Here is a 17,785-nt window from a genome sequence, read left to right on the forward strand (position 1 = left end):
AGACATACTAAGAAATCAGATTTTTAATGAGTTTCATGTAATTTTTTATATAGGAGCTAGAAGGATGAAGAGATTATGTATATTAGTAGTGTGTTTGTTGTGCTTATTATCGGCACAAATAAAGATATTAGCAGATGATGATTTAGGTTCAGGTGATTATCAGGATTTTTCCACGGTAGAGAGTACTTTTGAAAAACTTCGATCTTATAATCCCAGTGGATTAGTTAATTATATACAAGTCGTTGATCAGTTATTTTCGATTCAATCTTTGTCTGATTTATTTAACCCGTATTATTACTACAGTATTAATACAAATATGAGTAATACAACAGAAACTACACGTACAAAGATTGTTAGTGCCTATTGTGATCCTTATTATTATGAAGTAGTGATGTCAAAGTCTGATGGAAGTTATGAACATGTTGCTTGTTTACAAACGTTTGAAGAAGCAAAGGAATTAAAGTCTAAGGTTCAAGGCTTGACGTTTGATGATGGAGTTTTAGTCGTTTTGAATGATGGCATGATTGTGATTTCGATGGACCCAACTATTGTTCAATTTAAAACGACGACTTGTGGAGCTAATCATAATTTAACGAATTCTGAAACACTAGATACGTATATTAATGCCTGTTATATTGATGAGGCATTATTAGTTGATGAAACAGAAGATGCATTTAAAATTTATATGTCAGGTTATGATGGTTGGGTTGATCGTCATGCGGTGTATGATGCTTCGGCAAGTACTGAAACATGGGTCAGTATTATTCCGAGTAATCAAGTTCAAAATATTTCGTACTATACCAAAGAAGGTGAAGATCTCATTCATTATTTAGCACAAGATGTTCGAGATGCTTTAGCAAAGACACCTTTGATTATCGGTAAAGCACCGCAGTGGATGGAAGAAGGAAAAAGTTATTATAGTTATGATGGGATTTATTTTTATGATGATTGGCAATCGATTTCAGTTGATGGGGTAGGAGCAATAAATAGTAGTGAACCCTTCTATAATTATTTTCAATACCTCCCGTATCGTTCAAAAACAAATTATACGTATGATGAGTTGAATACTTATTTAAATCAGTTAGGTTATACACAAAAGGCTGTTACTTATCCACCAACTGAAGGTGAGAGTCAGTTAGTAGATGAGGGAGAAAGCTTTTTAGAAGCCCAAGAATTATTTGGGATTAATGGGGGATTAGAGTTTTCAATGGCTTTACATGAAAGTGGTTATGGTCGAAGTAAGATTGCGATTGAGAAGAATAATACGTTTGGGATGAATGCGACGGATCAAAATCCATATGGGAATGCCACACAGTTTACGAGTATCCGTAACGGTGTATTCTATCATGCAGAACGCTATGTGTCTTGGGGATATACTGATGCTGTTTCGGATTTTAGATACTATGGTCCACACGTTGGGAATAAAGGAAGTGGGATGAATGTTAAATATGCCTCTGACCCTTACTGGGGTGAAAAAATTGCGGGGCATTACTATCGTATGGATAAAGCATTAGGTGGTAAGGATTATAATTATTATCAACTTGCGATTAAACAGAATAATCAAGTGATTCCTGTTCATTTGGATTCAGAAGGGAATCTTGCTTATTTAACTTCAAATCAACAACAAAGTACGGGCATTCGTAACTATCCTGTTTTAGTGTTAGCTCAAATGGAGGATCAGCTCAAAATTCAAAGTGATATGCCAATTTCAGAACAAGAAGTAATCGAGTCTGATATAACGTATAATTTTGAGACGAGTGAGGCTTATGTTTCAAGAGATGATTTTATGTTATTAAATGAAGAGACATCTAATCGTCCGAACGAGGTGATGACGTATGTCGCTCTTTCCGTAGGAGAAGAAGTAGAGTTGACTCAATTATTAGGGGGATTTCAATTAGAATTATCCACACTCGAATTTGAAAGCACGGATGAGTCGATAGCAGTCATTAAACAAGATAAGCTTATTGGTAATTCATCGGGAATTACTCGAATTGTATCATCCAAAAATAGTGAGATTGGTTTTGATGTTAGAGTCGTGATTCCAGTTGAAAAGCTACAGATTAAAACAGAAGTGAGGTCATTGAAGGTAGGTGAATTCGTTACATTAGATTATGAACTTTTACCATTAGATGCAAGTCATCAGAATGTTTTGTGGTTAAGTAGTGATGAAGGGGTGGCAACAGTTACACAAGGTGGTACGGTTCAAGGAATTGCTGAAGGAGAGGTTGTGATTTCGATTTTAAGTGATGATGGAGAGCGGATCGATCAAATTCGTTTAAAGATTAAATAGTAGAAGCAGGTTTTGTATAAGCCTTACAAACGATCTGTTATAATGAAATGAACATTTTGGGTCGAAGGAATTAGACAGGAATAAAGAAAATAGGATTAGTTTGATGGGGATAATCTTGGTTAATTTTAATATTTTATACACTGACTTTAAGCTCTAATAAACGTCGAGTTTTATGAGGATAGGCTATATCTTTACCATTCAAAAGCTTTACCGATAGAAGATTTAGAACACTTTATAGTGAAAGAATAAAAACTCAAAAAATGGTCAATGCTATTAGTAACTGTTAGTTGTCTGAGGTGATCAAAGTGGTTGTTAATTTATTCTTATTGCTATCGATATCCATTCTCTTATTATTTTTTATTAATCAACTACGTATCACTCAGATTTCACCAGAGCATCTATTTTCTTGGCTGAAGTGGTATGGACTATGTTTGATTGTTTATTATGTTTTATCTTCGAATCAATATTATTTTGAGCGAATGAATTATTTATTAGTAGATGTCGTGAACTTAAGCGTTCTAATTATCATTTCTTTTGGCATGATGATTTATGTTCATCAATACTGTATTGATAAAGAGAGAGAAAATAAATTAAAAGAATTGGCTATTGCTTACGCACAGTTGAAGAAGGAAGAACAGGATCGAGAAGCTGAATCTTTTAAAAAAGAATAAAAAGATAGTTTTAAACTATCTTTTTTAAATTGTATAATGGTAATTAAAGTTACATTATCGGAGGTTTTTTATGAAGAAGATTACACTTGATAAACAATTAAAGGAGAAAGTTCCTGGTTACTGTTTAGCCATCATGTCTTTTGATACAGAAGTGACACCAACACAGGAGTCATTAAAACAAGAGATGGAACAGCTAGAAAAAGAGATGATGGAACAATTAACGCTAGAGACGCTGTTAAAACAACCACGTATTGCGGCAGCTCGTGCCGGATATAAAGCATTAGGGAAGGATCCGTCACGTTATCGTCTATCAACAGAAGCTTTACTTCGTCGTTTAATTAAAGGTAATGGGCTTTACTTTGTTAATAATGCTGTGGATATTGGAAATGTTTTATCAGCTCGAACGCAACGTAGTGTCGCTGTATTAGATGAAGATAAGATTCAAGGAGATATTTTGATTCGTATTGGCCAGGATGAACCTTATGAAGGAATTGGTCGTGGAAATATTAATATTGAAAATATCCCAGTGTATTGTGACGAAGTAGGTCCATTTGGAACACCGACATCCGATACACCTCGAACTCGTATTACAGAAGAGACGAAAACTATTTTATTATTCATTACATCATTTAATGGGACGGATGGTTTATTACAGGATGTGGAATTAGCTAAAGACTTATTCTCAAGATTTGGTCAAATGACGAATTTTTCACTGGAAATAGTGGAATAATGTTACTATGTATTCTAGACTTGTGATATAATCTAAAAATAGATTTTTATATATTAAAGGCGCAATATTTGCATTAGTTTTGAATTTTAGCGAGGTGTTTTTTATGGAAATGGTCAATGAAAATTCAAACTTCATTAAGACGATTATGAAAGAAGACTTAGAGAGTGGTAAGCACAAAGAAATTATTACACGCTTCCCTCCAGAACCAAATGGTTATTTACATATTGGTCACGCGAAAGCCATTTTAACAAACTATTTATTAGCTAAAGAGTTCGGTGGAAAAATGAACCTTCGCTTTGACGATACGAATCCCGTTAAGGAAGATGAAGAATTTGTTCAAGGGATTATCAATGATATTAAATGGTTAGGTGTTGAATATAACGAATTATTATTCGCATCTGATACATTCGAGAAAATGTATGAGCATGCTGTTGAATTAATCAAAAAAGGTAAGGCATATGTTGATGATCAAACACCTGAGGAAATGCGTGAAAACCGCGGGACCTTAACTCAACCTGGTGTTGAATCACCTTATCGTAATCGCTCTGTTGAAGAAAACTTAGAGTTATTCGAAAACATGCGTAAAGGTGTTTACAAAGATGGAGAAAAAGTATTACGTGCTAAAATCGATATGGCTTCTCCTAATATGAACTTACGTGACCCTGCATTATATCGTATTTTACATACAACTCACCATAATACAGGTGATAAATGGTGTATCTATCCAATGTACGACTATGCTCATCCATTAGAAGATGCATTTGAAGGAATTACTCACTCATTATGTTCATTAGAGTACGAAGATCACCGTCCACTATATGATTGGGTAATTGAAAACTGTGAAACAGAAGCAAAACCTCGCCAAATTGAATTCGCTCGCTTAAACATGAAGAATACAGTCATGTCGAAACGTTATTTAAAACAATTAGTGGATGAAGGTGTTGTTGATGGATGGGATGACCCACGTATGCCAACGGTAGCGGGATTACGCCGTCGTGGTTATACACCAGAAGCAATTACAAACTTTATCCAAGAAGTTGGATTATCAAAAGCTGTAAGTACAGTTGATCCACAAATGTTAGAACACTTCATTCGTGAAGATTTAAAATTAAAAGCTCCTCGTACAATGGCTGTTTTACGTCCATTAAAAGTAGTTATTACTAACTATCCAGAAGGACAAGTTGAATATTTAGATGCTGAAATCAATCCAGAAGTGCCAGAAATGGGAACTCGTCAAATCCCATTCTCTCGTGAAATCTATATTGAGCAAGAAGATTTCATGGAAAATCCAGTTCCAAAATACTTCCGCTTATTCCCTGGAAACGAAGTTCGTTTAAAACATGCTTACTTCATTAAATGTACTGATGTCATTAAAGATGAAGAAGGAAATATCGTTGAAATTCATGCAACATATGATCCAGAAACGAAATCGGGATCTGGATTTACAGGGCGTAAAGTAAAAGGAACAATTCACTGGGTAGATGCAACACATAATATTCCAGCTGATTTCCATTTATATGAACCATTATTAATTGAAAATGAAGAAACTGAAGGATTACCATTCTTAGAGCGTATCAATAAAAACTCTGAAGAAGTTGTTCAAGGATTCGTAGAAGAAAATATGAAAGATGTTCAAGCACACGACAAATTCCAATTCTTCCGTCACGGATACTTTAATGTTGATCCAAAGCGTACAAAAGATGGGAAGTTATCATTCAATCGTATTGTTTCATTAAAATCAAGCTTCCGTATCTAATTGATATAACTGCGTATATAACTAAAACTCGTAGATTAATGTGTTATATTAATCTGCGAGTTTTTTAGGCTCTTTGTCAACTGGTGTGGGTGAAGAAATATTATACCTGTAATCGTGAGGGATTAAGCTGCTCATTGAGCAGTTTGATTCCTTTTATTTTTTTGTTCAAAGGTGTACTTATGGATAATCAAAATTCTAGCTTTGAAATGATAGAAACTACGGTATCCAAAGGCCATGCGTTTAATCACTTTAATCTTGTTATTAATCCCTTCAAGCACTCCATTGGTATAAGATGTTTCAATCGTATTTTTGATATAATCTTGGTAGTTAGTTAATGTTTTTAAAGCTGTTTTCATTTCAGGTGAAAGTAAGTCAGAGGGGTTTTGAATGGCATGATGAAAAGCATCAAAGTTGCGAAGTTTGATGGCCTGTTTGATGGTTTGATAGAAGTCATAAGTGGCTTTTAATTCCGGATCTAAAGCGAGTAAAAAGTCGATGATTTCTTGTTGAGAAATCTGCTTTTTGAAACAGTTAGAATAGAAGTAGTGGGTAGAATGGATATCCTCTTGGGCTTTTAATAAAAGGCGCCAATAATGTTTGAATTTATTGTAGAATTCTTTGTTTTGGTTCATGAAGCGAATACGAGTTTTATTGAGGGCACGAGATAAAAGTTGAACGACGTGGAACTTATCTAAAACAATTTTAGCGTTGGGAAACACCTCTTTAATGAGTGTCATATACGGAGCATACATATCAATAACAACGTGAGTTACACCTTCACGGGCCTCCTTAGAAAATCGCATGAAATAAGGTTTTAAAGTGCTTAGACGACGGTCTTCAACGATATCAATTAACTTCCCATTAGAAGCATCACAAAAAATGAATGACATAGCCCCTTCCGCTGATTTGACCGACTTAAACTCATCAAAACAAAGCACCTTTGGAAGAGAGTTAAAATGAAGGGATTGTTCCTCGTACGATGTATGAATGATCCGATTGACCGTTGAATGGGATACGTTGAGTTCACGGGCAATATCTGACTCGGATTTTTTATGGCTAGCCTCTAGGAAAATGGCTTGTTTAAGGGGATTAGAAAGGTAACAATTAGATTCCACAAGAGAGGTTTTAAGCGTAAAGGTACGATCACAATGACGGCATTTATAGCGTTGCTTTTTTAAATCGAGATAGGTATCAAAGCCAGAGAGTTTCATCATCTTAATACGAGAGGTTTTGAAGCCGTGTTTAATGATTTGTGAGTCAAAGAGATGACCACAGTTGTAACAATGGGTCGGTTGAAAAGAGAGGATACCAGAAATCACCTTAGAGCGGATCCCGTTAATCTGAACATCTTTCATCCAATTTTCTGAAAAAGTAATATTTTTATCTTTTAAATCGAGTAAAGTTAAGATACAATTATTGTGAGACATAAACCCAATCCTTTCGTGTTTTTTTTTGGTCAATTACATGGTATAGAATTTGGGACGTGATGTCTCTTTTTTTATACTTATTTTTTATTCCAAATAAAAGAAGTGTGGGAATCACCCACACCAAATATTATAGAACCGTTTTTTATGTTAAGAAGTAAATTAAGTTTTTTTGTAGTATTTTGATGAAGAAAAAGTAAAGTGCAAAAATTGCATAAGCTTACTTTATTTTTGCTAGACTAATAAATATGTCTGTTTTATGATAATATTCTCAAAAAATGGCTGATAACAAACGAATGTTTGTTTAATTTAGGCTATAAAATTGCTATAATAAAACAGATTGTATTTATCATTAGTAAAATTAAAAATGAGATAGATAAGTCTCAGTAAATTTTATGTATCACAAAATTTTTAGGGCCTAGCAGTTGAGGATTAATGCTTCGAATGGCAGGGACCCACTGAGATTATAGGATGCCTTGAATGGCATGAGCTTTAAACATTTAGTTTGCAACAGTGAATGTAGAAAACATTTCTGTATATAAGTCCAGATGAGTTTTTTATAGTGTAAAAACTTTTATCTGGACTATAGGCTGCTTTAATATCAGAGCGGTTAATGAATTAAGATAGATACAGAATTGTAAAATATATTTCTGTATCTATATAGATGAAATTTTTTATAGAGGTGAGATGATGAGTCAGTTATTAGATAAAATGAATCCCCAACAAAAGGAGGCCATTCTAACCACTGAAGGTCCATTATTAGTAATGGCGGGGGCAGGTTCAGGGAAGACACGTGTATTAACCCATCGTATTGCATATTTAATGTCTGAAAAGCAAGTATCGCCGTATAATATTCTTGCAATTACGTTTACAAATAAAGCTGCTCGCGAAATGAAAGAGCGTGTTGAAAAGTTAATTGGTGAGCGTGGAAAAGATGTTTGGATTTCAACGTTTCACTCAATGTGTGTTCGTATTTTAAGACGTGATATTGATTTAATTGGTTATGATTTGAATTTCGGTATTTTAGATGATGCCGATCAATTAAGTGTTATTAAGACAGTGATGGAAGACTTAAATTTAGATCCAAAACGCCAATCACCAAAATATTTTTTATCGCAAATTAGTAATGCTAAAAATGAACTGAAGACACCAAGTGATTTAAATAAAGAGTTTGAAAATGAAGATGTGATTCGTGTTTATGAAAAATATCAGCAAACATTATTTAAAAATAATCGTGTTGACTTTGATGACTTATTAATGCTAACAGTTCATTTATTTGAAAAACATCCTGAAGTTTTATCATTCTATCAAAATAAGTTCCAATATATTCACATCGATGAGTATCAAGATACGAACCATGCTCAGTATAAGATTGTTACATTATTAGCGGAGAAGTTCCGTAATATTTGTGTCGTTGGTGACTCAGATCAGTCTATTTATAGTTGGCGTGGAGCGAATATTGAAAATATTTTATCATTTGAAAGTGATTATCCAGATGCATCAGTTGTGTTATTAGAACAAAACTATCGTTCAAAACAAATGATTCTAAATGCTGCAAATGATGTGATTAAAAATAACAGTGGCCGTCGTGATAAGCAGTTATGGTCTGATCGTGGAGAAGGCGAAGCCATTGAATATCATCGTGCCTCTGATGGAGATGTTGAAGCAAATTATATTGCAGATAAGATTGCATATATGCGACGTGATGCTTATGATTATCATGATTTTGCTGTTTTGTATCGTACGAATTCTCAATCACGTGCGATTGAGCAGGCATTGCTCCGTCAAAATATTCCATATCGATTAGTTGGTGGACAGAGTTACTTTAAGCGTAAAGAGATTAAAGATTTAATGGCGTATTTACGTTTAATTTGTAATCCAGATGATGATTTATCGTTTGTTCGTGTCGTTAATGAACCAAAGCGTGGAATTGGAGCAGCCTCAATTGATAAATTATCACATTTTGCAGCGGAGTCAGAGTTATCACTGATGTCATCTATTCAAGATGCAACGGGTGTAGTTGCTAAAGCAACGTTAAATAAATTAATGGATTTCAAAACAATGATTTATATGCTTCGTGCACAAATTGAGGATCATTCGTTAGCAAGTTTTATTGATTTAGTGTTAAGTCAAACGGGATATTTAGAAATGTTAGAGAATGAAAATACGATTGAAGCAGACAGTCGAATTGATAACTTAGGTGAGTTTAAATCAATGGCTACGCAATTTGAAGATGTTGATTTAGATGAAATTTTAGCAGAAGAAGAAAGTGAAGAGCGTGCAGACGATCTTCCGACGATGACCAAGTTAATTATTTTATTAAATGACTTAATGTTACAAACTGATACAGAAACTGAAGAAGAAGCCAATGAGTCAAAAGTGACACTCATGACCATTCATGCGGCTAAAGGGTTAGAGTTCCCAGTTGTCTTTATTTGTGGATTTGAAGATGGAATCTTCCCACTTCGTTCAGCGATTGAACAAGGAGCGGATGATTTAGAAGAAGAACGTCGTTTAGCATATGTTGCGATTACTCGTGCAGAAGATCTTTTATTCATTACAAATGCACAAAGTCGCTATCAATACGGAATGCGTTCAGCCAATCCTGAGTCCATGTTCATTCGTGAAATTTCAGAAACCTATTTAAATAAGACAGGAATTGAATCACGTCCACGTCCTTCATTTACTTTAAAAGAAGCGATGGAATCAAAAGCACCAAAACGTCAGATTAAAACAGTTAGTTTAAATTCAGGATCGTCTTGGAATAGTGGAGATAAGGTCGAGCATGACACATTTGGTGAAGGTGTCGTCGTTGGAGTGAAAGGTGAAGTGATTTCAATTGCCTTTAGTGCTCCACATGGAATTAAGAAGTTAATGGGATCACATCCAGCATTAAAGAAACGTTCATAATGAAATGAGTGGTAAAAGGAGGATGTCGTTATGTCTAAACAACGTGTCGAAGAATTAACGAAGTTGTTAAATCAATACAATAAAGAATACTATGTGCTTGATAAGCCAAGCGTAAGTGATCGTGAGTATGATCGATTAATGCAAGAGTTAATAGAATTGGAAGCACAATATCCAGAATTAAAATCATCAACTTCTCCAACTGTTCGTGTTGGAGGAGCGATATTAGAAGGATTTAATAAAGTTCAACACGAAAAACCGATGCTTTCATTAGGGAATGCGTTTAATGAAGGTGATTTACGTGATTTTGATGCACGTATTCGAAAAGTATCACCTAATATTTCTTATGTATGTGAATTAAAAATTGATGGATTAGCTGTTACGTTACACTATCGTGATGGACAGTTTGTTAAAGGAGCAACGCGAGGAGATGGAGTGGTAGGAGAAGATATCTCTGAAAACTTAAAAACAATTCAAACGATTCCGCTACATATTCCATATAAAGATCCTCTAGAGGTACGTGGGGAAGTTTATATGTCAAAGGCAACACTTGATAAGTTAAATAAACAACGTGCTGAAAAAGGAGAAGAATTATTTGCGAATCCTCGTAATGCGGCAGCAGGATCATTACGTCAATTAGACTCTCGTATTGCAGCAAAACGTGAATTAGCGATGTTTTGCTATGCTGTCCCGAGTGCTGAAGAGTTAGGGTGTCAGACGCATGATGAGAGCTTACAAAAGATTGAAGAGTTAGGGTTTAATGTGAATCCTAACCGTGAAGTTTGTGACTCAATTGATGGCGTATTAGCTTATATTGAAAAGTGGTCAACTAATCGCTTTGATTTACCGTACGAAATTGATGGTATTGTGATTAAAGTCAATCAATTAAATGAACAACAAAAGTTAGGATCAACAGTGAAAAGTCCACGTTGGGCGATTGCGTATAAATTCCCAGCAGAAGAAGTGGAGACTATTCTGAAAGATATTATTTTTACTGTTGGTCGTACAGGAATGGTAACGCCTAATGCAGTATTAGAACCTGTTCGTGTTGCTGGAACACGTGTCAGTCGTGCGACGTTACATAATGAGGACTATGTTAAGGAGCGCGATATTCGTATTAAAGACCGTGTCATTATTCGTAAAGCAGGAGAAATTATACCAGAGGTTGTTAAACCGGTTATTGATGCGCGTCATGGAGATGAAGCACCATTTGAAATGATTCAAGACTGTCCGCGTTGTGGTAGTGAGCTGATTCGTGAAGCAGGAGAGGCGGATTACTACTGTTTAAATATTGATTGTCCTGCACGTATTGTTGAGAGTTTATGTCATTTTGTTTCTCGTGATGCTATGAATATTGATGGTTTAGGTGTGAAAGTGGTTGAACAACTATATGATAACCAGTTAATTGAAAATGTAGCTGACATTTATAAATTACAAAAAGAACAACTATTACCTCTTGAACGTATGGGAGAGAAGAAGGTAACGAATTTATTAACTGCTATTGAAAATAGTAAACAGAATAGTTTAGAAAGATTATTATTTGGTTTAGGTGTTCGTCATGTTGGAAGTAAGACGGCAAAAGTATTAGCTGCTCATTTTGAAACGATTGATGCTTTAATGCAGGCAACGTTTGATGACTTCAAAGGAATTGCTGAAATTGGAGATGTAATTGCTAATAGTATTGTTCACTATTTCACGCAGGACGCTAATGTTCAATTAATTAATGAATTAAAAGCGTTAGGATTGAATATGAGTTATACAGGTGTTAAAGTTTCTACTGCTAATGAAGCAAATGAATTTTATGGAAAAACAGTTGTTTTAACAGGAACGTTAGCAACACTATCTCGTAAAGAAGCGGGTGTGAAATTAGAGGCTTTAGGTGCTAAAGTTTCAGGAAGTGTGAGTGCTAAAACGGATTTCTTAGTTGCTGGAGAAAAGAGTGGATCAAAACTTAAAAAAGCACAAGAACTTGGTGTGACAGTGATTGATGAAGAAATGATGTTAAAAATGCTTGGTGAATAGGAGGGTTTCAATGAAGCGTATTTATGTGTTGATGGTTAGCTTTCTATGCAGTTTAGTGGTGTTAATAGGGTGTTCTGCTCCTCCTGTACCACCTGTTCAAGAAAATACGACTGAAGAAGAAATGTTAACAAAGCAGTTGTTATCAAATGAAGCAACAAGTGAGTATTATCGTACGATGCTTCCTTATAAGACGAGTCCAACGCGTGGATTAGTTTATTCAAGATATTCAAAAATGAAGAACCGTTATGATATTGATACGTTTGATTTAGCGTTAATGCGTGAATCTCAATCTTATTTTGATCCAAAAGAGGTTTACTTCCAAGAAGGGCAAATCTTAACGAAGCCAATTGTTCAACAGCTATTGGCAAAGAAGATGACGGCAGTTGAGTTAGAAAAAGAATTGGAATTAGATCCAGACTATGTGGATATTGGTTTAAATCCAGCCAACGATGAAATCATTAATATCGACGGGATAGATGTTAATCCAGTCTATCTAGCTTATTTATTAGAACAAAACTATGTGGTTCAAAGTGAAGATGAGACAGTTCTAGAAGGGGTAACCATAGGGTTGGCATTGAATCCATATCAAACATGGAAAAATGAGTTGAGATATGATCAAACGATTGTCTTGGATGAGAATACATTAATTGAAAAGGGAAAAGAGATTGCTCAACGTGTGATTGATATTTTAAGAACACAAGAGCAATTTGAAACCGTTCCAATTATGATTGGATTATATATTGTGCAAGAAGAAAGTGCCGTGACTCCAGGACATATGGTAGCCAAAACATTGGTTGGGGAAAAAAATTCACAAATTAAGAATTGGGAAAAAGTTAATGAGAAGTATTATTTATTGCCAGATAACAATGCATTAGCTTTTGATTCAAATTTATCAAACCAATTTAGTGCCTTTAAGCAAGTGATTAAAGAATATTATCCACATTATTATGGAATTATCGGGATTGCTCATTTTATGGATGATAAGTTAACAAATTTAGAAATTACGGTAAATATCGATTTTTATGGGTTAGCTGAAAAGCTATCTTTCCACCAATTGTTAGCACAGTTAATTCCAGAATCATTTTCACCTGAATATAATATTGATGTTGTTATTCGTTCAAGTGAAGAAATTTATGGTGTTTTAAAGCGTCCAGCTAATGAAAGAGAAGTTACTTTAAAATTAACAAGTTGGGAATAGGAAGTTATACGGGAAGAGGATGAAATGAAAAGATTATTTTGGCGTTTAACCATGATGTTTTGGACTATATTTTGTGTTGTAATACTCTCGTTTGCTTTAACTTTTTATTTGAATTATGAAAAGAATTATTCTCAACGACTTTTTGAGATTGATCAAGATGTAAATCGTATTGGAATGGAAATGGATGCTAATACTAGAGAATATATCCGATTAGTAAAATCTGAAGAGTATAAATTATTAAAGATTCTTAAAGAAAACTTACAGTTGATTGAATCATTAAATAATGATGATATTGAACGTTTAATTGATGAGTTTGTACCTGGTGGTTCAATGCCGCCACAAGAAGATAGAGCCTTCTATCTTGCATACTTAAAAACAATAGACATCATCAATGATACCTTGGATCAAACTAAGAAACTTTATCGAGAAGATTATAAGATTATCGATTTTAAATTTATTCCATTCTATTGTCATGAATGTAACAGGGAGAGGTTACAGCAAAAATTAAATACATTAGATATAGTTAAGATGGACGAAAATTTATATCTTGTAAATGAGGAAGATGGTCAAAATACTACTTGGTCAGTCTATCAACTAGTACAATACAACGATCAAATATTAGGATATATTCGTTTTTCTTACGAGACTTTAACATCAGAACAATTCGTTTCTCAAGAAGAGCGTTTTACTCGAAGTTTGTACTATATAGGTAATCATTTATATAATGAAAATAATCTCCCTTTTGAGATTCAGCAAAAGTTAGAGAGTGCAGATTTTGAGCAAGCTTCTCAAATTTTGAAAGATGAAGGATATTATATTAATCGGTATATTTCTGAGAATAATAATGTAAAAATGATTTACTATCAACTGAATCGCTCTTTAACTGGGTCAGTCCTTGAAGAGACGATTAGTTTATTTGAATTTAGTACCATTCTATTGATTTTTTTATTTTTACTTGTTTCTTATATCTTATTTGTGGTCATTATTAGACCTTGTTATTTGTTGATTGAGTATGTAAAACGTTGTGGAGAAGGAGATTACACTGTACCACGTAATCTAAGTTCAATTTGGAAACCTTCATTTTTGATGGTGCGAAATGATTATTTAGAAAATGAGCGGTTATTAAATGTAAAAGATAAACAGAGCCAAGAATTAGAATTTGCTTGGAAGCGTGCACTTGTAGCAAGCCAGGCTAAAACTCTCTTTTTAGCTAAGGTTTCACATGAGTTAAAGACACCATTAAACGCAATAAAAGGATACATTCAACTTTTAAAGCTAAGTATTGATCAACCTAAACAAAGAAAGCAATTAGAGATTATTGAATACTCGAGTGATTTATTGTTAAGGCATGTTAATGAGTTATTAGATTTCTCAATGATTGAAGATGGGAAAGTTAAATTAGGTATTGAGAAGATTGATATTTTCCAAACTGCTGATAAAGTTGAAGAGTTATTTCTTGTTGAAGCGGCCAATAAAGGGATTGATTTTAATCTTATTGTAGATGAAAAAATTCCTCATGAATTATATGGTGATGAGGGTCGTATTAAGCAGATTATTATTAATCTAGTTTCAAATGCGATTAAATTTACTGAAAGTGGAGAAATTAGAGTTAGCTTTGAATTAGATTATCAAAACGAAACAGATGCTTATTTAAGTATTAAAGTTCAAGATACAGGTAAGGGAATTGCATCCCATAAGTTAGAATCTATTTTTGAGGCATTTACGCAGGAAAATAATACGATTTCAAGACGTTTTGGAGGAACAGGATTAGGGCTTAGTATTTCTAAACGTTTAGCTGAAGCAATGGGTGGGAGATTAACAGTAGAAAGTGTAGTCGATGTCGGATCGACATTTACATTATTTTTACCATTTTCAAAATATTTAGCTGAAGAAGATGAATCTTAACTCAGAAGTCATGAGGTGAATTAAAATGAACGATAAAATTATCGTGAAAGGTGCAAGAGAACAGAACTTGAAAAATATTGATGTTGAAATTCCACGAAATCAATTAGTTGTTTTGACAGGATTATCAGGTTCAGGGAAGTCATCACTTGCTTTTGAAACAATTTATGCGGAAGGGCAACGACGTTATGTAGAAAGTTTATCAGCCTATGCCCGTCAGTTTTTAGGGAATATGGAGAAACCAGATGTCGACTCGATTGAAGGATTATCTCCAGCCATTTCAATCGATCAAAAAACAACTAATCGTAATCCACGTTCAACGGTTGGAACTGTAACTGAAATTTACGATTACTTACGTTTATTATTTGCTCGAATAGGGAAGCCTGTGTGTCCTGTACATGGGGTTGAAATTCAGGCACAATCAGTTGAACAGATGGTTGATCGCTTGTATCAATATCCTGAGCGTACACGTATGCAAATTTTAGCTCCAATGATTGTTGGAAAAAAAGGAACACATGCCAAAGTATTTGAGCAGTTAAAGAAAGATGGATATGTACGTGTTCGAGTCGATGGTGAGATGCTCGATCTAGATGAGGAAATAAATTTAAATAAGAACAAAAAGCATACGATTGAAGTAATCGTTGACCGTATTGCATTAAAACCAGATGCAAGTGCAAGGATAGCTGATTCACTTGAAACAGCTTTAAAACTTGGAAGTGGAAAAGTACTAGTTGATGTAATTGGTGAAGAAGAGTTAATCTTTAGTGAACATTTTTCTTGTCCATATTGCGATTTCTCAGTTGGAGAGTTAGAGCCACGTATGTTTTCATTTAATTCACCATTTGGGGCTTGTTCTGAATGTGGTGGATTAGGTGTCCAAAAGAAAATTGATGTCGACTTATTAATTCCCGATCCAAAGCTATCAATTGCACAGGGTGCTATTCGTGGATGGGAAAAAGAAGAGAATTATAGTCGAAAATTATTAGATACTGTTTGTCGACATTATAGTATTGATTTAGATAAACCATTCGAGCAATTAACAGATAAAGAGAAGAATATTATCTTATATGGAACAAATGAACCTATTCATTTTCAGCTACAGTCTGAAAGTGGAATTAAACAAGAAAAAGTCGATACGTATGAAGGAGTTATTAACAACTTAGAGAGACGTTATATGGAGACAAGCTCTTCATTTATGCGTGAATGGATTGAAGGTTTTATGTCCGATTTAACCTGTAACAAATGTCATGGAAAACGTCTTTCTGAACAAGCTTTATCTGTTTTGATTGATGGAAAGAATATTAATGATTTTACTGATTTATCTATTCAAGAAGCATTAGAGTTTATTGAAAACTTAAATTTAAGTGAAAAAGATAAAGTAATTGCAAATTTAATCTTAAAGGAAATTAAAGAGCGTCTAAGTTTTTTAGTTAATGTAGGGTTAGATTACTTAACCTTAAATCGTTCGGCAGGTTCGCTTTCAGGTGGAGAAGCACAGCGTATCCGATTGGCTACTCAAATTGGGTCACGTTTATCAGGTGTCTTGTATGTTTTAGATGAACCTTCAATTGGATTACATCAACGTGATAATGACCGCTTAATTGAAACACTTAAATCAATGCGAGATTTAGGAAATACATTGATTGTTGTGGAGCATGATGAGGATACGATGATGGCTTGCGATTATTTAATTGATATTGGCCCGGGTGCTGGTATACATGGTGGTCAAATTGTGGCACAAGGAACACCAGAAGAAGTGATGCAAAATGAAAACTCGATTACTGGTCAATATTTAAGTGGAAAGAAACAAATCTACTTACCGAAAGAACGACGAAAAGGAAATGGTAACTTTATTGAAGTTAAGGGAGCTAAAGAAAATAACTTAAAGAATGTGAATTTATCTATTCCAATGGGTGTGATGAATGTTGTAACTGGAGTTTCAGGTTCGGGGAAATCAACGTTGATTAATGATATTTTATATCGTTCAATTGCTTCGAAACTTTATCGTACAAAAGATAAGCCAGGACAACATAAAGAGTTAAAGGGAATGGAGTATATTGAGAAAATTATCGATATTGACCAATCACCAATTGGTCGTACACCACGTTCAAATCCTGCCACATATACTGGTGTGTTTGATGATATTCGAGATTTATTTGCTTCAACAAATGAAGCGAAGGTTCGTGGGTATCAAAAAGGTCGATTTTCGTTTAATGTTAAAGGTGGACGTTGTGAGTCTTGTCGAGGAGATGGGGTGTTAAAGATTGAAATGCACTTCTTACCGGATGTCTATGTTCCGTGCGAAGTTTGTCATGGAAAGCGATATAATCGCGAAACATTAATGGTGACATATCGTGGTAAAAATATTGCGGATGTTTTAGACATGACCGTGGAAGATGCTTATGAATTCTTTGAACATCACCCTAAAATTGCACGTAAATTAAAAACATTATGTGATGTAGGGCTTGGGTATTTAAAATTAGGTCAACCAGCGTCAACGCTATCTGGAGGAGAGGCACAGCGTGTTAAATTAGCTTCAGAATTACATCGACGTATTACGGATAAAACTGTTTATATTTTAGATGAGCCAACGACTGGTTTACATATTGAAGATGTTAAACGATTGTTAAAAGTTCTAAATCGTATGGTTGAAGAAGGAGCAACAATCATCATTATTGAGCATAATTTAGATGTGATTAAAATGGCAGATTATATTATTGATTTAGGACCTGAAGGTGGAACACGCGGAGGAACAATTGTTGCGAAGGGAACACCTGAGGAAGTTGCTAATGTAGAAGGTTCTTATACAGGAAAGTATTTAAATAAAATTTTAACTCGCGATCGAAAGCGTCAGATGAACTAATAAAAACCCTATCTATTAAATA

10 protein-coding genes are annotated in these 17,785 nt (G+C 34.3%); 9 read left to right on the forward strand and 1 reads right to left on the reverse strand.

Features of this window, described 5'->3' with window-relative positions; translation table 11 throughout:
- Positions 1-64 precede the first annotated feature (64 nt).
- The 4 genes from AT726_RS07625 (at position 65) to AT726_RS07640 (ending at position 5,447) form a co-directional block, all read left to right on the forward strand.
- Positions 65-2,290: a glucosaminidase domain-containing protein gene (locus tag AT726_RS07625; RefSeq protein ID WP_055275988.1), complete on the forward strand. Its 2,226-nt coding sequence runs from the start codon at positions 65-67 to the stop codon at positions 2,288-2,290.
- A 296-nt stretch (positions 2,291-2,586) separates the two neighbouring features.
- Positions 2,587-2,961, forward strand: a complete 375-nt coding sequence (locus AT726_RS07630) for a hypothetical protein (RefSeq protein WP_237297244.1) — start codon at positions 2,587-2,589, stop codon at positions 2,959-2,961.
- A gap of 70 nt (positions 2,962-3,031) precedes the next feature.
- On the forward strand, positions 3,032-3,691 hold the full coding sequence (locus tag AT726_RS07635; RefSeq protein ID WP_055275992.1) for a B3/B4 domain-containing protein: 660 nt from the start codon (positions 3,032-3,034) through the stop codon (positions 3,689-3,691).
- Positions 3,692-3,794: 103 nt separating this feature from the next.
- The gene (locus AT726_RS07640) at positions 3,795-5,447 is read left to right on the forward strand and encodes a glutamine--tRNA ligase/YqeY domain fusion protein (RefSeq protein ID WP_068759326.1); all 1,653 of its coding nucleotides are present in this window, start codon (positions 3,795-3,797) and stop codon (positions 5,445-5,447) included.
- A gap of 131 nt (positions 5,448-5,578) precedes the next feature.
- On the opposite strand, the gene AT726_RS07645 is transcribed toward AT726_RS07640, so the two are convergent.
- Entirely contained in the window at positions 5,579-6,874 is a 1,296-nt protein-coding gene (locus AT726_RS07645) for an ISL3 family transposase (protein WP_068758944.1), read from the reverse strand.
- A 687-nt stretch (positions 6,875-7,561) separates the two neighbouring features.
- On the opposite strand from AT726_RS07645, the gene pcrA reads away from it, so the two are divergent.
- From pcrA to uvrA, 5 genes are read left to right on the forward strand one after another with little or no spacing between them, the layout of a single operon-like run.
- The gene (gene pcrA, locus AT726_RS07650; protein WP_068759327.1) at positions 7,562-9,781 is read left to right on the forward strand and encodes a DNA helicase PcrA; all 2,220 of its coding nucleotides are present in this window, start codon (positions 7,562-7,564) and stop codon (positions 9,779-9,781) included.
- Between the two features lie 30 nt (positions 9,782-9,811).
- Entirely contained in the window at positions 9,812-11,800 is a 1,989-nt protein-coding gene (gene ligA / locus AT726_RS07655) for an NAD-dependent DNA ligase LigA (protein ID WP_055275995.1), read from the forward strand.
- Between the two features lie 10 nt (positions 11,801-11,810).
- Complete coding sequence (locus tag AT726_RS07660; protein WP_068759328.1) at positions 11,811-12,998, forward strand: CamS family sex pheromone protein; 1,188 nt, start codon at positions 11,811-11,813, stop codon at positions 12,996-12,998.
- Between the two features lie 24 nt (positions 12,999-13,022).
- Positions 13,023-14,903 carry a sensor histidine kinase gene (locus AT726_RS07665; protein ID WP_068759329.1) on the forward strand — a complete coding sequence of 627 codons (1,881 nt, stop codon included), beginning with the start codon at positions 13,023-13,025 and terminating at the stop codon, positions 14,901-14,903.
- Positions 14,904-14,928: 25 nt separating this feature from the next.
- Positions 14,929-17,763 (forward strand): excinuclease ABC subunit UvrA, encoded by a 2,835-nt coding sequence (uvrA, locus tag AT726_RS07670; RefSeq protein WP_055276000.1) that lies wholly within the window; start codon positions 14,929-14,931, stop codon positions 17,761-17,763.
- The last annotated feature ends 22 nt before the right edge of the window (positions 17,764-17,785 follow it).

This window comes from Turicibacter sp. H121, from assembly GCF_001543345.1.
Taxonomy (GTDB): domain Bacteria; phylum Bacillota_I; class Bacilli_A; order MOL361; family Turicibacteraceae; genus Turicibacter; species Turicibacter bilis.